The organism is Paludibaculum fermentans, assembly GCF_015277775.1.
In the GTDB taxonomy this organism is placed as follows: Bacteria; Acidobacteriota; Terriglobia; order Bryobacterales; family Bryobacteraceae; genus Paludibaculum; species Paludibaculum fermentans.
In genome coordinates this window covers 8,306,045-8,326,944 of record NZ_CP063849.1, presented here as the reverse complement: position 1 = coordinate 8,326,944, position 20,900 = coordinate 8,306,045, and the positions used below count along the sequence as shown (strand labels likewise).

The window sequence follows — 20,900 nt, the reverse complement described above, 5'->3', positions numbered from 1 at the left end:
ATGGGACTCCGGGCTACCGCACGACGAATGAGGTGAACTACGCGGGGTGGGGCATGGCGCAGTGGGTTGACGCGCTGGTGGAAGGACTGGCGGGCATCCGGGATCCGCAAGGCCAGATGCGTGCGGTGGAGATTTCGCCGCGTTGGGCAGCGGCGGGCGTAAAGTGCGGGCGACGGCGCGGTATGGAGCGTCGGAGGCGTACTTCAGCTACAAGTGGGCAGCGGAGCCGGCGTCGATTGAGATCGAGTATTCGGGCTCGGGCGAGAAGGCGGAGTTCCGGTGCTGCTGCCGGCGGGGTTTGCTCCGCGGGCGGTGATGGTAAATGGGACTGACGTGAAGTTCGAGCGGGAAGACGTGGGGGCGAGCGTGTATATCTTCACACCCCGCAACCCACCTGACTCTCCCGGCATCGCAAAAGACCCCAACAACAGGAGGGCGGACCCCCTGGTCGGCGTGGGGTCCCCCGACCCCACACACGGAGGCACCAATCAAGCTCTCCGCCATCGGCCGTCAACTCCACAGCCCACAACCCGCCTGACTCTCCCGGCATCGCAAAATACCCCATCAACAGGACGGCGCCCCCTGGTCCGCATGGGGTCCCCAGACCCCACCCCCGGACGCGCCAAACAAGCAATTCAACAGCCAGTCGAAGGCGGGCGGCTGAACCGGCTCAAGCCCCCGGACTCCCCCGCAACCGCGAGATCCCCCGCTTCATCTCCTCGCCCTGCGGCCAATCCGGATGATGCCGCAGGAAATCCTCCAACTGCTCCGCCGCCTTCTGCTTCTCATCGCGCCGCAGGTAGATCTCGGCCAGCAGCAACTGCGGATGCGAGAAGTGCCCGCCATCCAGCCGCCGGGCCTCCAGCAGATACCGTTCCGCCAACTCCAGCTTGCCCAGCCCAAAATACGTCATCCCCATCTGCGACTGCGCCAGCGCATCGTTCGGCCGCCGCAGCACGGCATTCAGGTTGAAGCTCCACGCCTCGGTCATCCGCCCCAGCGTCACCAGCACTCCGCCCAGATTCACCAGCGGCTCATAGGCCTGCGGATCCGCCTCCAGCGACTTCCGGAAATACCCCTCCGCGTCGCTATATCGTCGCGTCTGATAGGCGATCGTCCCGAGGTGATTCCAGGCGGAAGCAAACTGCGGAGCGATCTCCACCGCCCGCTTCAGGTGCGCAATGGCGCCGTCCACATCGCGCTGGCCCAGCTTCTTAGCGGCATGGAGATACTCCGCCCGGGCGGAATCCGGAATCGCCAACTCACGCATCGACACCACGGAGCTCCGGTCCGGAGTCATCTTCGCCTCGTCGAGCTTCACCGCCAGCTCCACGCGCCGGCCCTTGCCCGCAACCTTAGGACCGATGTCGATCGTCTTCCGGGTCTCTCCACTCCCCGGAACAAAGATGATCAGCGAATACGAACCCGCCTCGATTCTAGTGAATTTGAACTGACCCGAGGAATCGCTGAGCGTGGAAGCCTGGAACGGCGAAGTCGCGCCATGCAGCGAAACAGAAGCCCGAGCAGCAGGCACCAGTTGCCCGCGCACTTCAAAGGTCTCGGCCGAAACCGCCAGCCCTACCAACGCCAACATCACTCCGCGCAGCCAGAGCATGCCTTCATGGTAATCCCCGTCGAACTGCCTCTCCAGTTCGGAACACAAGTGCTCCGACCTGGGTACCAGCGCTTCCACTGTGATTCGTCCTTCTCCTTGCCACGCTGCGCTCCCTTCTCTTGCGCGGCCTGTTCGGCACGTTGTCGGGCCTCTGGGTCCAGTTCCTTCGTCGCAGCGCGAATCAAGGCCAACTGCTGCTGCGCTGTCGCCGGTTCCTCCGGTAATTCGTCGCCTCGCCGGTCCGGACCAAACGCGCGGTCTTCCTCTCCGCGCGGAGGAAAGACGGCAGCGATTCAGGCAAGACTGATGAGTACCTGCCGCCGCCACGACGTGGATCCGCAACTGTACCTGACGCAGTTGCTGATGAACCTGCCGTCGGTGCGGCTCAGCGACTTGACCGAGTGGCTGCCGGATGAATGGAAGCGGCGGCAGACAGCGTCGCCGGAGGGTCAGCCGAAATAGAGTCTGCCGAGTCGCAAGGCCTGGGGTTTACGGAATGCTCACCCAATGTCGGTCTTCGCAAACGCATGCTACTTGGAGGCCTATGCATCAACCGTTCTGCCCGACACCGCTTAGAACAACGGTCTCGACGAGAGCGCGAACCTCCTCGTCCGTCAGTGGCTCGGCAACCAAGAGCCTAAACGCAGTTCTCGCCAAGACATTCATGATGAGATCGCAGGAGCCAACAGCTCCAGTAGCTGCGTCCGAAACCCAGAGCCGCCCTGAAGGAACCAAACCAGATGCCGACACCTCAGATTCGATCCCTTCGATTACGGGTAGACAGAATTCGTTGGGCAATCCGGCGGTCACTTGATCCCGTCCACCGGCTATGGACGCGAAGGGCCTCGGTGGTTCCAGGCACCGGCACACCTCAACCACCAGATCGTGGCTCACGGCCACGTCAAAGCGTAGCCCCACCAAGCCGTACAACGCCGTTGGGCCAAAGGAAATAAAGGCTTCGACGACACTCAGACGCCGTCGCGTTCCAGTCCCCGCGGCGGGGAATAGTCTGCGCTGGCAAACTGAGGCCATCTCACAGCCTGCTCCAGATGGTTCGTCCAACCATACTCGAAAATGGCTCAGGCCGCTACTCCAACAGAGATTTTTCACTGTATCCCCCAGAACTTCCGCCAATGGTTATTAAACAGTTGCGGATAGGCTTTGACGATATCGGGCGCGTAAAGGCTAAAGCACTCTTGTCCAAGATAAATCCGCCAGCCCCGAACCCGGCCCGGTTGGACGGCTGAGAGGGGTGCCCTCCTACAATTAGGCGTTGGCGCAGTTTCGTTTTCTCACCGGGACCGCGCCGCACACCACACCCAAGGAGGGCAAGACAATCCTACAAGCCGCCAGTCTCTTCAATCAACTGCTGCACCACTTCCCCCGCAACGAGTTCGCCGCTCTCGTCAAGAAGCACGGCGCCGAACGCTCCGCCAAGGGCTTCACCTGCTGGACCCAGTTCGTTTCCATGCTCTTCTGCCAACTGGGCCGCGCCGACTCCCTACGCGAAATCTGCAATGGACTCAGTTGCTGCCTCGGCAAACTCGTGCACCTCGGCATCGCCAAAGCACCCTGCCGTTCCACCCTTTCCTATGCCAACGAACACCGGCCTGCCGCCCTGTTCGAGGATCTCTTCTGGACCTCGCTGGCCCGCTTCCGCGACAGTGGGGCCCTCGGCCAGCGCAAACACAAGTTCCGTTTCAAAAACAAGCTGCTCAGCCTGGACTCGACCACCATTACGCTGTGCCTGAACCTGTTTCCCTGGGCGAAGTACCGTCGCGCCAAAGGCGGAGTGAAGGCGCATGTGCTCCTCGACCATGACGACTACTTGCCGGCCTATGTGCTGCTCACTGAGGCCCGCCGGAGCGATGTCAAAATGGCCGACTCCTTCCTGCTCAATCCCGGCTCCATCGTCGCCATGGATCGCGGCTACAACGACTACGCCCTGTTCGGCCACTGGACGGAGTCCGGCGTATTCTTCGTGACCCGGTTGAAGGACGATGCCCAGTTTGAAATTGTCGAGGAGCGGACAAAGCCGCAGCACAGTGCGATCTGCGTCGATCAAATCATCCGTCTCACTTCGGACAAGGGCCGCACGGAGTGCCCGCACCTGCTGCGGCGTGTCGTGGTCTGGGTCCCCGAAAAGGAGGATGTCATCGTGCTGCTCACCAACCATCTGGAGTTCGGCGCGACGACCATTGCCTCCATCTATAAGGACCGCTGGAAACTGGAATTGTTTTTCGAAAGCTCGACATGGTGCACTCCTTCGGATGTTAAGGAATTTCAAGGCTCATCTGCCCTGAAGTTTCCGTTGGTGGGGTTGTCGGCTCGTTTCGATCAGCCACCCATTGCTCCACGTCTACCCGCCGTAGAATCCACGGGGCATTTGGACAGATCTGCGTGGCCTTCAGCCGTTTCAGCCGGATCAGCCGTAGGACAGTGGTTTGTGTGACGCCGAGAATGTCTGCCGTTTCGCTGACCGATACTTCGCCGCGGCTCTGCCGCTCTCCCTCGCGGTAGACCTCAATTTTGTGATTGCAGCGCAACGAGCAGACATGTCGTGCCGTCCAGGTCTTACCGTGCGCCGTCGGCTTTCGGTTGCGGTTGAGTAGCGCCGCGATCCGGGCGTCCGGTTCGATCCTTGCCAATGCGCGGACCGTTTCCACTACCTCGTCGTCGGTCACATACCTGTGCCGACCGGCGCGAATCTTGGAGAACTCCGTCTGCGTATGATCGCCGCCTTGCCAATGCAGGACAAAGCGAATCGTCTCTCCCTCGCTGGTAACGACGATCTCCTTTAGCGCAATTCGAAGGAGCCGCTTCTTATGCTCCGGCGAAGTGAGCGCATCGTCCCACAGCGAGGGGAGATCTCGTGCAAAGTCCAGCAGTTTTCGTTTCTGCTCGTCGGTGAGGGGGCTCTCTCGGCGTTGCTGTAGGGCCGCAAGTTCTGCCTCCACCCGCGCTTCCTCAGCCAACGCCAGATTCCAACGCCGTTCGAGTTCCGCCGCCACAAGGCGGTTCGCCGGATCAACCGCATCGTATTGGCGCCGGGCACGCGTCACATCGTAGCGTGCCTGCTCCAATGCCAGGGCTTTCTGCCTGACCCGCTCGTCGCTTCCTCCCTGTAGCGACTCCATTGCCTCTATGGCCGCTTCGGTGCCGAGCGGCGCAAGGCATCCTAGCAGTTGCTCCGACACCAGACGGTCGGCGCGCAGACCGCCGAACATGACACAACAGGGATGATCGCGATTGAGAACATACCCCGAACATTGGTAGCGAATCACGCCAGGCCGCGGAGACTGTGCGAGCAGCTTGGCGCCGCAATGGCCGCAACGCAGCAGTCCCGCAAGAATCGCTCCACCTTGCCGTACTGATCCTCGCACCGACGCGCTTTTCGCATTTTCGTTGTCGGCAATCACCGCCTGATTGCTCCGATAGGCATCCCAGTCAATGTAACCCTCGTGATGCTCCGTGATCAATACAGCCCAGTCTTCTTGCCGGGGTTGTTTGCTCCGGCAGACCCGCTTCTGGCCGTCCTCCAACCGTACTGTCGTTTTGCTTTGCCCATAGGTGTACGCTCCGGCGTAGACAGGGTTCTTCAGTATGCTGTGCACCGCGTGGTATCGAGCCGGCTGCCAGACTACTTCTCGCGAAGTCTCCGGCCCGCGAGCAACGGGCATCTGAATCTGGTTTCGGTCCAACCAGAAGAAGACCTGCCTCGCACTGCCCAACTCGGTGAACTTGCGGAAGATCAATTCCACCGTGGAGGCGATCCTGACGTCGGGATCTTTCTCGATCTGATCGTCGGTGCCTTTGACATACCCAATTGGGACGCGCCGTACCAAAGCGCCACGCTCGGCCTTCTGCCGCAAGGCTGATTGCGCGCGCTCCCGAAACGTCGCGATTTCCATTTCGCTGATCGTGCCCTTCATCCCCAACAACAATCGATCGTTGGTAAGCCTGGGGTCGTATGTGGTATCAGCATCGATCAACAGCGCTCCGACGATGCTGCAGAATTCGAGCAAGGTGTGCCAGTCCCGGCCGTTACGCGCGAGTCGCGACGCCTCAACGCTGAACACCGCGCCCACTTGCCCATTGCAGAGAGCACGAAGCAGGCGCTCAAATCCAGGACGGCGTGTGCCCGCCCCTGAGATGCCGAGATCTTCGTCGATAACGTCGACGTCCTGCCAGCCCAAGCCGCGCGCGCGGTCGGCGAGAGAATACTGCAGGCGCTGGCTCTCGAGGTTGTGCCGCACCTGGTCGGGTGTGGACTGGCGAATGTATATGCAGGCTCGCCGGGCCAGGTGATCGGCGGTGATTTTACTCATCGCCTTTTTCCTCCTCGCGGAGCGCCTTGGCCAGCGCCCGTAGCCAGTGCACCACAGCTTGGCGTAGTTGTTCCTGCACTTCCGGCGGAAGGCGAACGCCCAAAGCTGGCGGCTGTTCTTCGAAGAGTTGGCGTTGGCGGCTTGCCCAATTCTGCAGCATCGTGATCCTCCTCGAGCACATTGTGCACACGAGAGGACAAACAGGCCTCGGTGACGCGCAGCATCTCGAGCATAGTCCGAATTGGCAGACGCCCGGCAGAGACGATCCGTGGGCTGGCTGACTCAGGCTGCGTCATCCAGGCTGCCACCGCGAGCGGCCTGCCATCGAGGCGGCGAACGACGAAGTGGACCTCGTCGAGAAACTCGTACTTCCTGACTACTGGTAGGCTTTGCCCGGAGAGGATGAAAGCCATAGTGGATCGTAACCTCCTCAGGGCGCTGTTGATGGGCATTATGTGGTTGAGTTGTTCAAGGCGATCAAGCAAAATCTGACAGTGAAGACCTTCGTTGGCACCAGCGAGAACGCCCTCCGCATCCAGATTTGGACAGCCTTGATCGCTCTCCTGCTGCTGAAGTGGCTGCATCACCTTTCCAGCGCCAACTGGTCCTTGTCCAACCTGGCCTCACTACTGCGGCTCAACCTCTTCACCTACCGTGAATTGACCAAGTGGCTCAACCATCCGCTCGAAACCCCGCCGCTGCCACCGCCGCCGCAACAGTTGGCCCTCGATCTGTGCTGACTTGGACAGGCTCAATCCCTCAAGAACGGAGACCACCCCTAGAAGAACCAGAAACCACCCGTCAGGAACCCTTTGAATTCAACACCAGATGCGACAGGTGTGCCCTGTCTTGGACAGCAGTGAGGTTGATATTAATCGTGCCGAAGCCCTTTGTATTCGCCGCAGCTGGCTTGTCAGCGGGAACTCCGTTATTGACGACTATATTCCCCAGGTGGAGGTAGTTGAATTTCAACCTGTCGAACCATTTCTGTGCCGCATCAGCACTACTAAAGCCGAGCAATTCGAAGCAGTCCTTCTTCCCGAGATCAGCACGTGCGCGCTGGGTGGCGGCGAACGCACTGTATGGAGGATCCGGCTCCTCAGTAGGAGCCGGTGACGGCTCGTATCCGGGTGTCCCTCCCCCGGGGCAAGACTCAAACATCGGGTCACATTCAAATGGGTCGCAACTCTGGTACTCGGCGGGACAAGGCCCTCCGGGAGCTCTCATATTCAATCCCCGTGGATCTAGATAATTCACCGGGTCATTCGCCACATACGCATACATATTCCAACTTTGAGGATTCTCCCCTATTCTGATTCCCTGATATGGATCCGCCGTTGTGAACCGCCCAAACTGCGGTGAGTAATATCGATTCTGAGCGTAATCGAGGCTACTAACCCCGTCCCGGGTATATGTCGCAAACTTCTCGCGGTCAGCGCTGGCGTTCCCCGACTGCTGTTCCCCATAGGGGTAGTAGCTCAAGTGTTGGTAACGGCTCAGTCAGGCACAAGATGTGTTCGCCGGACGCGTACGGTAGGTCAGCCGGTCACGGCGGGAATGGAACACTGACTGGCGGTCGATACCACGTTGAGTAATGTGATGCGCTACACCAGGCGCAATGAATCGAGCGGATCGAGGCATTCTGATCAATCAGTACGCTGCAGGATGATTTTTTCTCATCCAAATACGAGAGGGACATGCCAGGACGTCCACCTTCCTTTTTGAAGAACGAACAAAGAATCTGCTGTTGATGCGGAGCCAGCACCGGCTGTTCCTCCCGAAGCTCGGGACTGCGCAAAGGGCCGCAAGGTCCGGATGCGCCACACAGGTGGTTTGAGGCCGGCCGGTAGTCCAAACTCAAACCTCCGCGACGGCTCGAGAAGCGCACGGATGCGGCAAATGGATGCCTGGCCACGCCGGCAGTCGGCCATGGTCCAACCTGAAACCGGGGACGTTGACAGGGGAACGGGCAGCACGAAAGAAGCTCAACCAACGGGAGCGCGGGGAAAAGTGTGCTTTCCCTTGACAACCACTTATCATGGTTGTCCCCCTCCCGAGAACGGAGTGGCAAATGATCTGCATGGCGATGAACATGTGGAGGCTATGCGGCCACCATCTGCAAGCGGTGCTCACGTGAGGCTGAAATGAGGATTGAACTCTCGAAAACTCCGTAGCAATTTGGCGGACAGGCGCCGCAGGAAGCGCCGTGGCCTCGGCTATCGATGGAATTGATCACCGGAAGGCGACCGACCACCGACCGGGCGGGGTTTCGCGCTGGATTTCATTCCGACAGGCTCTCAGGCTGCAGGGCATCCCCTCTCCCCGGGGCTCAGAGACAACCGCGTATACCATTGGCAGAGCATGACCACGCAAGAAGCGCTCCGATCACTGCCCGGGCCGCAAGAACAAAAGACACGACGGAGAGCACTTTGACAAACCGTCGTCCCCAGAAAGTGATCATCACCATTACAAAACTGAGCGCCCAACATATACTAGCAATGATCGAGCCAATTGAGCTTCGCGCCAGGAATACACATGCGGCAATAGAGAGAACGTGCATTCCGACGATGATCGCGGCGCGCAATTCGAAGGAGCTCCCGAGGCATCTTGAGCCGACATTCATATAGCACCTCTTTACGATCACCTTTCTTACCACTAAAGTCAATTCCCAGGTATTGAATCATACCACCCAATTGTACCCGAGGGCGGCGGAGTATACCAATCACTGAGTCCGGCTTTAGAGAGGAGCCAATGCATAAATGAGTTACTGTTTGGTCCATCTTTTTGATAATCCGCGGTCTCCCTGAAGCTCTTTGCAAGGCCAAGCAATCGGTCAACATCGTTGCAGATGAATGACTGCGGCATAGTGAAATGAGGCCCAAAGTGTCGCCCTTCATCTTCAGGCAACCGAGGAGCATCTGTTACATACGCCCTCAGCTTCCCATAATCTAGTATATTGTATCTCTGTGGGCCGCCTTCGATGACATGCTTGTGACCAGCTCTGTCCGTCAAAGCCAGGTACACATGAGAACCGAATACCCCCGCAGCTGAATTCTCCAGCGGCGTAACATACAACTGATATTCACAATTTGTGAGCTCCATCTCCTCTGCAGCATAATTACCAACTAAGAGCTGAGACAATGTTTCTACGATCAGGAAATCTGGCATTAACATGGCCCCAGCCAGAATAGCTCCATTACATGGATAAGGCGAAGTCACGCCGATGAATGAGTCAGTAACCCAACACACCTCCAATCCACTTGGGTCATTAGCATTGACTGGATCGTCCTCGACATACGCATATCTATTCCAAGACCCCGGGTTACCTGCCCTCAGGCTTGCCCGATATGGATCCGCCGTCGTGAATCTACCCCAAGAACTGGCATAGTCCCGGTTCCACCCGTAATCCAGCCCACTTGCCGCATCCCGAGTATATGTAGCGAACTTCTCCCGGTCCGCATTGGCGTTCCCTGGCTGCTGCTCCCCGTATGGGTAATAGCTTAAGGACTCAGTCCCGCTTTTCACCACACTCCCGAGCCTGTCGGTCACCATGGAGTTTGCTCCGCTGCCGATCAAGCGCCCAGCGAACCACACTCGAATCGACGCCGACGAAAAGTACTTGTGCCCGTTGGCCTTCGTGCCCCGCTGGTACACACCAAGCAACTCTCCACGGAGGCCGTAGAAGAACGTCTCCACGGTTCCCGTCGGGCGAGTGATCTGAATCCGCTGATTCGCCGCCGAGTATATGTACCCCTCGGTTCCGTTGCCCGTCGTTACGGTCGCCATCCGGTTGAAGAGGTCGTAGGTGGCCGTGCCAGAGCCCGTCCCGAAGCCCGTCATGTTTCCGTTGGCGTCGTAGGTCATGCCTGTTCCGGTCATCCGGTTCGTCGCCGGGTCGACATTGAATACGGCCGACGGCCCAGTGCCCTTCGTCCTGTTCTGCTGCAGGCGATTGCCAAAGCCATCATAGACCCACTCGAGGCCCCACTCCGGTCCCGTCGTCGAAGCCGCGATCAAACGCCCCAATTGATCGTATTGATAGGAGACCTCTTCGCCACTCACGTTGTCTTTCCGCGAGGTGATCCGCCAGTCGTTGGCGGTCGCCGAGTATCGATACTCGATGTTCGATCCGCGCCCTGACGCCTGCGTCAACTGTCCCAGACCGTTGTAGGTGAACGACTCGGTGTCGGAGGTTCCATCCGGCTTGTACACCACCATCTGGGTAATCTGCGCAGCCGCATTTCGCAGCGCACCGGCCCGACTGCCGGGCGCAATCGGATATGTGGAGTCGCGCAATGCCGACACTCCCATTGGGTCGTAGAAATAGGTCAAGGTCCGTCCCATCTCTGCTACTGTCCCATTGAGGTTGTAGACATCTGGATACTTCATGGACGCCAAGCGCCCCTCGGTGTCATACGTGTAGTTCGCCTCCAACGGTGTGTCGTTGTTCTGGAATTCCACTTTCTTCTTCGTGATGAGACCGCCCACCGAGTATTCGTACGTTTCCACCACTGGACCCAACGTCACCGTGCTCAGCCGCCCCTGCGCATTTACACCATTGTCGTAGAAGTAGGTCGGCGACTGGGTGTAGTCATAATTCGTCCATCCGACTGGCTTCACATACACGCCCACCAGCCGGCCATAGCCGTCTCGCCCGTACATCGTCACGACACCTGTGGCGTCCGTCTTCGTTGCCACTTGGCCATCCGCCCCGTAGGTGTAGGTAGTTGTGCCTGTTTCCGGCCCGTGGTCGCGGTTGGGACGGCCATTGCTGGTCGCCGCCCACACATATCCGTGCTGGCGCTGCTCACGCCTGCGGCTCCTACCTTGGATATCTGGCGTCGAAGCGCACTGCTGGATGTGGATGCATTAGCCGGAGGCCCGGCAGCCAGCGATCGCAGAGTCGAGTTGCCCACGCCACGTCATTAGAGCTTTCTGGCTGCGCCGTTTCAATCTGCGGCACCGAAAGGCGACAGACTATCCCACCGGGGTTTTCTCTGAGAATTCGGTGCCAGAAGCGGAATATCGCGCCTTCGACAGTCGACACACGCTCGGCAACCTCGTGGGGATGAGTTATTTTTGGAGAACATTCGCTTTCAGCAGCAGGCTCGCAAACCGCCGACTGGCGCGGAGACCAGCGACGGTCCACGGAAGAAGTTGACCTTGGCTGCTGGCTAATGGCTCGGTTACGGCGCTTTGCCCGTTCCTTCGCTACACGCGGAATGGTACGGCGACCTCATGAATCCCGGAGTTCACAACCGTGGTGGGCCACGTCAGCCTCTCCTCCGCCCCTGTCCCCACGAGCCCCACCACCAACAGCCCACGACTCGCATCGCCCATCCTGCCCCGCCAATCGGCACAGTCCGGCAGCACGGTCACTTCACAACTATGGCTTCCGCTTTACGCCCGGCAATCTGACTAGGCGGTACGGCGTACGTCACAAACCCAGCGGGCGCCGCCCCACTCTCGCTCCCACACCTCCCAATGTCCATCCCATGGGACTTCGGCCGCTAGGTCTTCCTCGACCCCACTATCGCGATCGAACGATATCGGATCACTCGAGGGACCCCGGCGGATCGCGGCAAACACGGCTTGGAGCATCGCTTCCGCCAGCAGCCAGTCTTCCCGGTTTGTTCCGAGCGGACAACCCTTGGCCACCCAAAGCTGATACGCCAGCGCGGCAATCTGACTTTCCGTCGGCCACTCCATCGGAGCCTGTTCGACCGGTTCGGGCTCGTTGCTCCGGACAAGCGCCATCCTCGCGGAACTGGACATACTTCGCCTCCTTGGAAGCCCTGTCGTTGCCCGACATGGGGTTAGCTGATGGTTCTGCGGCTTCTAGCCTGATTTTGTCTGTAAGAGCGCGGAGGTGGTGCACCCCCGCAAGAGGGCGGAGTTGCGCGCCACCTGGAATGGCCCGAGTAGTACTAAGGCCCTCAGTGCTGGCCCGAGTATGCGGCGGTTCCTGTGAGGATGCAAGCGAAGCGATGAGCTTTAATCCGGGCGGGAATGTGAAGTTTCTCGCGGCTTCGACTGCCGTGCCCTGGCGCAAGAGCGCGGGCAATCGACTCCATCCATCGATCCGGCCGGCCATTGCGAAACGGGGCCGATCCCTCCAGTGGCCACTGCCCGCACACAACTAGGGGAACAGCTCGGGAACTGGTTACGCGACACCGCCGACTGGCGTGGCAAACATCGGGCGGCGGCCGTCAAGGCCGGCACCGCCTGGAGTCTATTGGTGACCAGTTCCTTCGTCGAGCGCAATGATTAGTCTGTTAGCCCCGGGTGTTTGGCCGGGAAATGTCTTGACCACCTGCTGGTGAAGCACCGTTTCGCCCTGCATCACAATCAGCAGATACGCGCTGTGAGTCAGGCCTGAGATCAGGAAGTGACCCGTATCCGCGACTCGCCATTCTCCGCCGCCGACCCCGCGCAAGGGTACAGCCTTCACCCACAACTCGCCCGCTCTGCCATTCCGGACGACGCGGCCGCCGATGTCCGCCGGCTGAGTCGGACACCCCAGACTGCTCACCTCGAGATCCACCCGGACCAGCAAGGCCTGCTGGTCGATGTTCACCTCGCGCCAGGCGGAACGGTACCCTCCTGAGGAAACGCGAACTCGGTACTCCCCGTAAAGCACTCGTACGTTGGCCGAATTCACTTTCTGGAGTGGAGCGCCTGAATCGGGCGCGTAAAACTCAACCTGGACATTGGACAGTCTGTTCCCGAGAAGGTCCGTTGCAATGATCTCCACATCGCTGAGGCGGGTCTCAACGAACGTGCACTCACCAAAGAGGAGAAGTGCCGCGTTGCCGAGTGCGAACAACCAGTGCTGAAGCATGCGCCCAGATGGTAGCGCAGGCGGGAAGCCAGGGAAACCGGCCGAGCCCCGGGTTCTGCAGACTACTCCTTCGCAGGCCGAGTTGTCCAGGACTACCTCCGGAGCGCCATGCCACGGCCGGGTCGCGGTAGGGACGGCCTTTGCTGATCGCCCCCGCCCAGATCCGTGCTGGCGCAGAAAACCCCGGCCCGCCGGGGCCAGGCCGGTGGACAGCCTGTTCCTATGCCGCTACGGTCGTCAGAGAGGAGCCAATCCGCTTTACACCAGTCTCTAGGGAACTTTGGTTGCCGCTGGACGCAGCTCTGAGTCCCAACGCTCGTTCAGAACCCATTTGAAATCGGCTTCGAACCCGACGCCCAACCTCGGCCCTTCGCGAAACTCTTTGGGACAGGGCCCACCGTGGGTAATAAAGTATCCGAAGTATGGCGACTCGCAGACGACATGTATGCAATCCCCGGCCGTGACCATCTCACCAACGAAAAAGAACCAACCACCATAGTGGTGTAGTCGGTTCTCCAAGGGGCCATCCGCGACGGCCTCCGCTTCCTTGTTTGGGTCAATGCCGAGTTGTTGGAGTAGTTCTCTAAACGCAGACGGATAGACTTCATCTCGTTGGGCCAATAGATTCCTACAGCCGACGCAGCCACAATCTTCCGCCCAGCCAGCTCTCAACCTCGTGTATATCGCGGCAGTTGCTTCCGGATCGTAGCGGAACGTTTGGTCGTCAATTCTCATTTCCATCATCGGCACCTTTTCATTGTGAGGGAGCCGCACGAGTTGCGGATACTGGCAGGTGCGCTCAACTCGCCAAAAGTCGCGTTGGGCTTCCTGAATCCCTCGCTCAAAATGCAGGAGGACATTAGGACGTCCCGACACCATTGCACGGCAACCTGTCGGAGAAGCCCTGCTTGCCGCACGGCCTCCGCCAGAGGCTGCCAAGCCCGACGGATTCGCGCAAGGAGCAATCGTCCGCAAGCACGCGCCAGTTCAGACGCCGGCCTGGGATCGCGCCGGGTTAGCGCGAGGACCCCCAGGCGAACAAACGGCGGTCACAGGGGCACCACGCAATATATCTCCTTTCTTTTCAAGTTATTCGGTACTCAAAATCTGAAAATACTTGCGGGCACATGCGATCCTCTTACGCGTGGTGGGAAACCGAACTCCGCCAGACCTTCGTCAGGGGTCTTCGCACCTCTTTCGAAAAAGGGATCTTTGATAAATAAACCGCCCCTCCCAAGGCCAGGGCGCTCGAAGTCTTCGAGAGATGACTTCAGTGCCCATCCTTGGCCGAACAAACCCATTCCGAACGCCCATCGCAGCCCCGGCCGCAACTACGAAGTCGGCCCTCTCGGCAGCTCAATCCTTCGTCCATGGCTGATCAAACCCATTTCCAACGCCCAACGCAGCCTCGGCCGCAACTGCGAAGTCGGCCCTCTCGGCAGCTCAATCCTTCATCCCTGGCTGAACAAACCCATTTCGAACGCCCACCGCGGCGCCGGCCGCAACCCCGAACTCGGCCCCTCCACGACAACTCAATCCTCTGTCCGTGGCTGAACAAACCCATTCAGCAAGACTCCAGCACGATCAGCCGCAACCCCGAATTCGGCCCTCCCAGCACCTCAATCCTTCATCCATGGCTGAACAAACCCATTCAGCCACGGCTAACCGGCCCCAACCGCCCCACCCACCTTCGATAGTTTGACCCCAGTCCCCAATACCAATACGCTATCTGCAGCCTGATCTGTCCATCAGGCCATAGCCGCGTCCGCAACGAGGAACTTGCATGCGCACACGTACACTTCTTACCGGCATCGTCCTGGCGTTCTTAACCACCGCCTGCGCCGCCGCCGCACCCAACTTCACCGGCTCCTGGAAACTCAATACCTCCAAGAGCGATTTCGGCCAGTTTCCGGCCCCCAGCAGCATGACCCAAACCGTCACGCACGACGAACCTAAGATCAAGATCGCCATGAAACAGTCCAGCGACATGGGCGACATGGAGTTCGAGCGCGATTACACCACCGACGGCAAAGAGTACACCCACGACATGCGCGGCACCCCCATGAAGAGCGCGGTCAAGTGGGACGGCGACGTCCTGGTCATCACCAGCAAGGGCAAATTCGGCGACAACGACTTCACCATGGTCGACCGCTGGAAGCTCTCGGACGACGGCAAAACCCTCACCGTCAACCGTCACTTCGCCAGCGACATGGGTGAGATGGACAACAAGCTGATCCTCGAAAAACAGTAACAGCCGCTCAGCGGGGCCGCCGCCCGGTGGCTCCGCTTCACTTCGAAAACACCGACCAGTCCCACCGGTCCGCCCACTTCAGTTCAATCTTGTCCCCCGGCTGCACCACGAACGGCAGCCACACATACCGCGAGTCCTGCAGTTTCTCCGGATTCCACCTGTCGGCCATGAAGATGAAAGCGTCCTTGCGCTTGCCCGGAGCCGGCAGCACATACGTGCTCTGCGACCGGAACGTCGTCTCGGCCTCCGGTCCCACACTGGGATCCCCCTTCACCGTCCACGGACCCAGGATGTTCTCCGCCACCGCATACGACGCCCGGTTCGGCTTCCACCCCGTACACGCCGAGCTGAACAGGTAATACTTCCCCTTGTACTTGAACGGAGCCGGCCCCTCGCGCTGGTCCTTCACCATAATCCGCTGCCACGTCTTGCCCTGCACCACAGGCAGCTCCGGACCCGTGAACTCCGCGTTCAGCCGCACCACATACATGGTCCAGTTGTCCTCCGACGAATAGAACGCATACGCTCGTCCATCGTCGTCCAGGAACAGGTTCATGTCCCGGTACGTCCCGCCCAACTCCTTCTGGTTCGTCCGATCCTTCTCCGGATACCCGAAGTCGAACTTCACCGGCCGCGAATAGCCCTCAAAGTGGAACGGCCCCACCGCCCGATCCGACACGGCTACCCCTGCGCTGGCCACCGCATACGGTTGATCGTCGAGATGCATCCACATCACGAACTTCTTCGTCCGCTTGTTGTACAGCACCTTCGGCCGCTCGCACACACCCGACTCGCGGAACAGTTCCGGCACCCCATCCTTCGGCAGCGCCAGCCCCTCCCGCTTCCAATTCAGCAGATCCTTTGAGGAATACACCGCCACGCCCGTGCGGTTGAAGTTCCCCAGCGTCTTGTCCTCGCCATACCAGTAGTAGACGCCCTGGTGCAGCAGGATCCCGCCGCCATGCGCCTGAATCGGCTTGCCGTCCGTGTCCGGCCACACCGCTCCGGGCTCGAACGCCGTCCGCTGCCCCTGCGCCCACAATCCAGCCGCCAGCAAAACAGAGATTAGGATCCGCATACTCTACTCAATCTACTCCGAATCCTGATAGCATCGAATCGCCGAGGCCGTCATGCGCTATCTCCTCATTGCCCTCCCCCTCCTGGCCGCGTTCGCCCAGGCTCAGCAACCCACCCTGCACCCCAAGGCGCTGCCGCCGCGTCCGCCCGCCACTTTGCAGGAGCTCCGCCAGCACTTCACAGATCCGCCGGCCGACTTCCGGCCCATGCCCCTCTGGGTCTGGAACGACGAAATGAGCGAGCCCCGCATCCGCCAGATGCTGGCCGACTATAAGAAACAGGGCTTCGGCGGCGTCTTCATCCACCCCCGCCCCGGCCTCATCACCGAGTACCTCGGCACCGACTGGTTCCGCCTCTGGCGCTTCGCCCTGGAAGAGGGCAAACGCCTCGGCCTGCTCGTCAATATCTACGACGAGAACTCTTACCCGTCAGGCTTCGCCGGCGGCCACGTCCCCGCCGAAGCGCCCGACACCGCCTCGCAGTTCGTCGTCGCCGAAGTCGACCAGCCCGCCTCCACCGTCTCCTCCAATCCGCTCGTCGTGGCCTTCTTTGCCGTGAAGAAAGACGCAGCCGGAGCCGTCACCTCCGCCCATCGCGTCTCGGCGAAGCAGGATGTCGAGCCCGGCGAATCCGTCGTCGCCTTCCGCCTGCGCCGCGCTTCCGGCAACCCCTGGACCGGCGAGTTCCCCTACGTCGACCTCACCAATCCCCGCACCACGCCACTCTTCCTGAAGACCACCTACGAAGCCTACAAGCGTGAGATTGGCTCCGAGTTTGGCAAAAGCGTCAAGTGGTCGTTCACCGACGAGCCCCTGCTCGCCACCGGCGGAGCCTACGACAACGCGAAGAACGCCCTGCCCCTCAGCTTCAACACCCTGTCCCAGTTCCGACTCCGCAATGGCTACGACCTTGCCGATCACATCGCCTCGCTCTATTGGGACACCGGCGAATTCCAGAAGGTCCGCTTCGACTACTGGCAGACCCTCCACGACCTCTGGAAAGAGAACTTCATGGCGCCCATGTTCGAGTGGTGCGACCGCAACAATCTCCAGTTCACCGGACACTGGATGGAGCACGAGTGGCCCGCCCCCTGGATCACGCCCGCCGACGCCTCGCTCTACGCCTTCGAACACGTGCCCGGCATCGACATGCTGGAAGGCACCAACCTGCGCCTCACCGGTGAGGATCCGCACATGCTGTTCACCATCAAACAGGTGGCCAGCGTCTCGCATCAGCTCGGCCGCCGGGCCTTCTGTGAAGCCTACGGAGTCGCCGGCTGGGACAGCACCTTCGAACACTACAAGCGCTTCGGCGACTGGCTCATGGTCCACGGCATCAACTTCATGGACCAGCACCTCAGCTTCACCACCGTCCGCGGAGCCCGCAAACGCGACCACCCGCAAAGCTTCAGCGACGTCTCCGCCTGGTTCCCTTACTACCGCACCCACAACGATCACCTCGCCCGCGTGTCGTACCTGAACAGCCTCACCACGCCGCACAACCGGGCACTCTTGCTCGAACAGACCACCAGCGGCTTCCTCTACGCCCGCCGCGCCGCCCCCACGCCCGAACTCAACCGCATGCGCGAGAACAACGCGGCCCTGAACCAGTACCTCGCCGGGCACCAGGTGGACTACGACCTTGGCGACGAGTACATGCTCGAATGGTTCGCTAAGGTGGCCGGCCGCAAGCTCACCGTCGGCCAGGCCTCCTACGACCTGCTCATCCTGCCGCCCGACCTCGCGAACCTTCGCAAACAGACCTTGCCCGTGCTGGAACAGTGGCTCGCCGCCGGAGGCGAAATCCTGGCCCTGTCACCCGCGCCCGCCTTCGTCGATGGCCGCCCCAGCGCTGCGCCCCAGGCGCTCAAGACCCGCTATCAGGCCCAATGGCACGACGTCGACTCCCACCCCGCACTGCTCGCCGAACTCCAGCGCCGCCTCGCGCCCCGCATCACGTTCTCCAGTTCGGTGCCAGCCTCCATCGGCTTCTCGGAACGCTTCCTGCCGAACGGCGACCGCGTCCTCTTCCTCACCAACAGCGGACTGGCCGCCGTGAAAACCTCCGCCACGGTGAACGCCGGCTCCCTGGAAACCTGGGACACCGCCACGGGCCGCATTGTCCCCGCCCAGTGGACACCCGCCGCCGGCAAGGCAAGCTTCCCGGTCGACCTGGCGCCGGCCGCCTCCATGCTGCTGATTGCCCGCGAAACGGCCGCCAAACCGGCGCAGGCTGTGGCCGCCACACATACTCCGCTCCCTGAGCCGGCCTGGCAGGCCAAGGCCGACTCCGCCAACGTCCTCGCGCTCGACTACTGCGACCTCACCGTAGGCGCCCAGTCCTGGGAGAACATCAACACCTGGCGCGCCAACTGGCTCATCTGGCAGCACCACGGCTTCGAGCGTCCAGCCTGGGACAACGCCGTCCAGTACAAACGCTCCGTGCTCGACCGCAACCACTTCGCAGCGGACTCCGGCTTCCGCGCCACCTACCGCTTTGAGATCGGCCCGGATGTCGACACCGCCGCCCTGCGACTTGCGGTGGAGACGCCGGAGCTCTACCGCATCACCCTCAATGGGAAACCAGTCGACTTCAAGTCCGCCCAGCGCTGGCTTGATCCGCACCTTCTGGCCGCGCCCATCACCGCCCTGGTCCAACCCGGAGTCAACTTCGTCCAAATCACCGCCAAGCCCTTCGATGTCCACATGGAACTGGAGAACATCTATCTCACGGGCCAGTTCGCCGCCGTCCCCGCGTCGCAGGGCTTCCGCCTCGTGCCGGCCAAGCCGCTGGAGCTGGGCTCCTGGGCGGCCCAGGGCTACCCGTTCTACTCGGGCTCGGTCGTCTACACAGCCGGAGTGGACGTGCCTGCAGGCAGCAACGCCCTGCGCATTCAGCTCAACGAATGGAAGGGCTCCATGGCCGAAATCCTGCTCGATGGCAAACCCGCCGCAGTCCTAGGCTGGCCGCCCTACGCGGCGTCCATCCCGGCGGCGCCCGGAAAACACATCCTGGCGCTGAAAGTCGTCTCGACGCCGCGCAACACCTTCGGCCCATTCCACAACCCGACGAAACCCCGTATGCGAGCCTGGCCCGCCGCCTGGGCCGACTTCCCGGAACACCAACCCGCCGGCAAGGCCTACGACATCCTGGAGTACGGCCTCATGACGCCACCCACGGTAACCGCGGAAACCCTAGCCGCCGCACCGGTCTCAACGGCCGGCATCCGCCAGTGAGCCAACCGCGGCCATGCGGGCCACCGAAGCGAAGCAAAGCGCCCGTGGACCAGCTCATCTGGGACGGCAGCCCCCCCCGGGTCCGGCCCATCTGGGCCGGCGGACCCCCTGGCCCGGCCCATGTGGGACGGCGGACCCCCTGGTCGGCGGACGACCCCCTGGTCGGCCACCCGGTAGCTCGCCCACGTCCCGGCCTCTCCGGAATCACCGGCCTGAGCCCGTAGGAGCGCGCGACCCCAGCAACTCCCGCAGTGTGTGCTTGATGACACTCTCGGCGCCTTTGGTGGTGTTGGAAGCCCCCGGCTCATACCCACCCTGTTCATAAGCCCGGTCCGTGCACAAATACCCAGGCGAGATATCCCCATACCCCGCCACCGCCACAAAGTGCCCCGCGGCGGCAACTTGTGCGAACCGCTGGAACTCCAGCATCGGCTCGCCCGGCAGGTGCACAATCCGCACGGCCCCCAGGCTCAGCAAACTCGCCGACAATGGTTCCGAGCGCATCCCGAACGCCGCCGCAATCGTCAACCGGTACCGCGCAGCCTCATCCTCCGTAGCCTTCGCTTCCGCCAGCCGCGCCTCCACCGCTTCTTGAGAAGCCAGCTTCTTCGGCAACTCCAGGGGCAGCGACTTCCAATGCAGTTCCTTCACCTTGGCCCACTGCGTGGCAGCGTCCGACTTCCGCAAACCCGCCAGCATCCGCTCCGCCAACTCCGTTCGCTTCCCGACACTGCTGTCGTTGTACTTCCCCACCGTCACATCGCCCGCTGCGCCGGTGAAGTACACCTGGAACACACCCTCTTCCCGCTCCAACTGCTCGCGGGCAGCCCCGACAAAGTCCGCCGAAACCCGCCCGTCGCAGCACCAGGTCTGCGGGTGCGTGGCGTAGTAATGCAGCCGCACCAGCGGCTTCCGCCCCATCCCCAAAGTCACGGTCCTGACGCTGCGATCGATTGGCCCTTCCGGCGCGGCCGCCATCTCCGGCTTCTTCCCATCGGTGCTGAACCGGATGACCACCTTGCCATCCGGCGTAGGCAGCCGCCGCGCCGAGGCCACCCGTTCCACCCCCGCCTCACTCGTCCCCACCGAGTCGAAGGCCTTCATCGAACCTGTCGCTTTCTTTACAGCCTCCGCCAGCCGATCGGCGATCTGGACCAAAGCGGACTCCTCGAAACGCACCACTGGCCGGCCCATCTGCTCCAGCAGTGCATAGGCATCGCCGTCCACATAAGGAGCCGTGTGTTGATGCAGTGTCTGCAGTGCGACGCGGTCGTACGTCGTCCCCGCCGCCTGGGCCACCTTATCGCGCAGCAACCGGTACGACCGGTTGGAAAGGCCGCACCAGTCCACCGCGCACAGCACATACCGCTGCCCGCGATCCTCCAACACGACACCCTTCGCCAGCAGCGGATCCTCAATCTTCGTGGCCGGCATTACCCAGATGAGCGGCTGGCCCAAGGGAGGCGTGACATCCGCCTTGAAAGTCCCGACGCGCAGTTGGCCCCACACGCTGAGACCCAGCGTCGTCATCAGAGCGAACAGCATGTGTGGC

Annotated in this window: 13 protein-coding genes and 2 pseudogenes; 6 read left to right on the top strand and 9 right to left on the bottom strand. The window is 61.2% G+C overall.

The window, feature by feature from the left end:
- The first annotated feature begins 142 nt into the window (after nucleotides 1–142).
- Nucleotides 143–316: a hypothetical protein gene (locus IRI77_RS32985; RefSeq protein ID WP_194449184.1), complete on the top strand. Its 174-nt coding sequence runs from the start codon at nucleotides 143–145 to the stop codon at nucleotides 314–316.
- Nucleotides 317–670: 354 nt separating this feature from the next.
- Here IRI77_RS32985 and IRI77_RS32980 read toward each other — a convergent pair whose 3' ends face one another.
- Nucleotides 671–1,693 carry a carboxypeptidase-like regulatory domain-containing protein gene (locus tag IRI77_RS32980; RefSeq protein WP_194449183.1) on the bottom strand — a complete coding sequence of 341 codons (1,023 nt, stop codon included), beginning with the start codon at nucleotides 1,691–1,693 and terminating at the stop codon, nucleotides 671–673.
- Nucleotides 1,694–1,921: 228 nt separating this feature from the next.
- On the opposite strand from IRI77_RS32980, the gene IRI77_RS32975 reads away from it, so the two are divergent.
- Both IRI77_RS32975 and IRI77_RS38225 read left to right on the top strand, forming a co-directional pair.
- A complete protein-coding gene (locus IRI77_RS32975) occupies nucleotides 1,922–2,077 on the top strand; it encodes a transposase domain-containing protein (protein WP_194449182.1) in 156 nt (51 codons plus the stop codon).
- Nucleotides 2,078–2,888: 811 nt separating this feature from the next.
- A pseudogene (locus IRI77_RS38225) lies at nucleotides 2,889–3,848 on the top strand (IS4 family transposase); the annotation flags it as partial.
- 40 nt (nucleotides 3,849–3,888) lie between these two features.
- Here the strand turns inward: IRI77_RS38225 and IRI77_RS32970 are convergent.
- Together IRI77_RS32970 and IRI77_RS32965 are read right to left on the bottom strand one after the other, a co-directional pair.
- Nucleotides 3,889–5,943 (bottom strand): recombinase family protein, encoded by a 2,055-nt coding sequence (locus IRI77_RS32970; RefSeq protein WP_194448469.1) that lies wholly within the window; start codon nucleotides 5,941–5,943, stop codon nucleotides 3,889–3,891.
- Complete coding sequence (locus IRI77_RS32965; protein ID WP_194448468.1) at nucleotides 5,936–6,103, bottom strand: hypothetical protein; 168 nt, start codon at nucleotides 6,101–6,103, stop codon at nucleotides 5,936–5,938. The genes IRI77_RS32970 and IRI77_RS32965 overlap by 8 nt, the downstream gene beginning before the upstream one ends.
- Before the next feature lie 298 nt (nucleotides 6,104–6,401).
- Here IRI77_RS32965 and IRI77_RS32960 point away from each other — a divergent pair.
- Nucleotides 6,402–6,683, top strand: a pseudogene (locus IRI77_RS32960) (IS4 family transposase); the annotation flags it as partial.
- Nucleotides 6,684–6,744: 61 nt separating this feature from the next.
- Here IRI77_RS32960 and IRI77_RS38780 read toward each other — a convergent pair.
- The 4 genes from IRI77_RS38780 to IRI77_RS32940 form a co-directional block, all read right to left on the bottom strand.
- Nucleotides 6,745–7,425, bottom strand: a complete 681-nt coding sequence (locus IRI77_RS38780; protein WP_407674019.1) for an RHS repeat-associated core domain-containing protein — start codon at nucleotides 7,423–7,425, stop codon at nucleotides 6,745–6,747.
- A 1,179-nt stretch (nucleotides 7,426–8,604) separates the two neighbouring features.
- On the bottom strand, nucleotides 8,605–10,641 hold the full coding sequence (locus tag IRI77_RS32950) for an RHS repeat-associated core domain-containing protein (RefSeq protein WP_194449181.1): 2,037 nt from the start codon (nucleotides 10,639–10,641) through the stop codon (nucleotides 8,605–8,607).
- 720 nt (nucleotides 10,642–11,361) lie between these two features.
- Nucleotides 11,362–11,718, bottom strand: a complete 357-nt coding sequence (locus tag IRI77_RS32945; protein ID WP_194449180.1) for a DUF2934 domain-containing protein — start codon at nucleotides 11,716–11,718, stop codon at nucleotides 11,362–11,364.
- 457 nt (nucleotides 11,719–12,175) lie between these two features.
- Entirely contained in the window at nucleotides 12,176–12,784 is a 609-nt protein-coding gene (locus IRI77_RS32940; RefSeq protein ID WP_194449179.1) for a hypothetical protein, read from the bottom strand.
- 1,783 nt (nucleotides 12,785–14,567) lie between these two features.
- Between IRI77_RS32940 and IRI77_RS32935 the strand changes: the two genes are divergently transcribed.
- On the top strand, nucleotides 14,568–15,035 hold the full coding sequence (locus IRI77_RS32935) for a lipocalin/fatty acid-binding family protein (RefSeq protein WP_194449178.1): 468 nt from the start codon (nucleotides 14,568–14,570) through the stop codon (nucleotides 15,033–15,035).
- A 37-nt stretch (nucleotides 15,036–15,072) separates the two neighbouring features.
- Here IRI77_RS32935 and IRI77_RS32930 read toward each other — a convergent pair whose 3' ends face one another.
- Nucleotides 15,073–16,113: a glycoside hydrolase family 43 protein gene (locus IRI77_RS32930; protein ID WP_194449177.1), complete on the bottom strand. Its 1,041-nt coding sequence runs from the start codon at nucleotides 16,111–16,113 to the stop codon at nucleotides 15,073–15,075.
- A 52-nt stretch (nucleotides 16,114–16,165) separates the two neighbouring features.
- Between IRI77_RS32930 and IRI77_RS32925 the strand changes: the two genes are divergently transcribed.
- On the top strand, nucleotides 16,166–19,348 hold the full coding sequence (locus tag IRI77_RS32925) for a glycosyl hydrolase (RefSeq protein WP_194449176.1): 3,183 nt from the start codon (nucleotides 16,166–16,168) through the stop codon (nucleotides 19,346–19,348).
- A 204-nt stretch (nucleotides 19,349–19,552) separates the two neighbouring features.
- Here IRI77_RS32925 and IRI77_RS32920 read toward each other — a convergent pair whose 3' ends face one another.
- Nucleotides 19,553–20,893: a hypothetical protein gene (locus tag IRI77_RS32920; RefSeq protein ID WP_194449175.1), complete on the bottom strand. Its 1,341-nt coding sequence runs from the start codon at nucleotides 20,891–20,893 to the stop codon at nucleotides 19,553–19,555.
- Nucleotides 20,894–20,900 lie beyond the last annotated feature (7 nt).

Excerpts from the sequence above, each read along its gene's own strand:
- IRI77_RS32945 (WP_194449180.1), bottom strand. The coding sequence starts at position 11,718 with ATGTCCAGTTCCGCGAGGATGGCGCTTGTCCGGAGCAACGAGCCCGAA.
- IRI77_RS32940 (WP_194449179.1), bottom strand. The coding sequence starts at position 12,784 with ATGCTTCAGCACTGGTTGTTCGCACTCGGCAACGCGGCACTTCTCCTC.
- IRI77_RS32925 (WP_194449176.1), top strand. The coding sequence starts at position 16,166 with ATGCGCTATCTCCTCATTGCCCTCCCCCTCCTGGCCGCGTTCGCCCAG.
- IRI77_RS32975 (WP_194449182.1), top strand. The coding sequence starts at position 1,922 with ATGAGTACCTGCCGCCGCCACGACGTGGATCCGCAACTGTACCTGACG.
- IRI77_RS32930 (WP_194449177.1), bottom strand. The coding sequence starts at position 16,113 with ATGCGGATCCTAATCTCTGTTTTGCTGGCGGCTGGATTGTGGGCGCAG.
- IRI77_RS32965 (WP_194448468.1), bottom strand. The coding sequence starts at position 6,103 with ATGCTGCAGAATTGGGCAAGCCGCCAACGCCAACTCTTCGAAGAACAG.
- IRI77_RS32935 (WP_194449178.1), top strand. The coding sequence starts at position 14,568 with ATGCGCACACGTACACTTCTTACCGGCATCGTCCTGGCGTTCTTAACC.
- IRI77_RS32970 (WP_194448469.1), bottom strand. The coding sequence starts at position 5,943 with ATGAGTAAAATCACCGCCGATCACCTGGCCCGGCGAGCCTGCATATAC.
- IRI77_RS32920 (WP_194449175.1), bottom strand. The coding sequence starts at position 20,893 with ATGCTGTTCGCTCTGATGACGACGCTGGGTCTCAGCGTGTGGGGCCAA.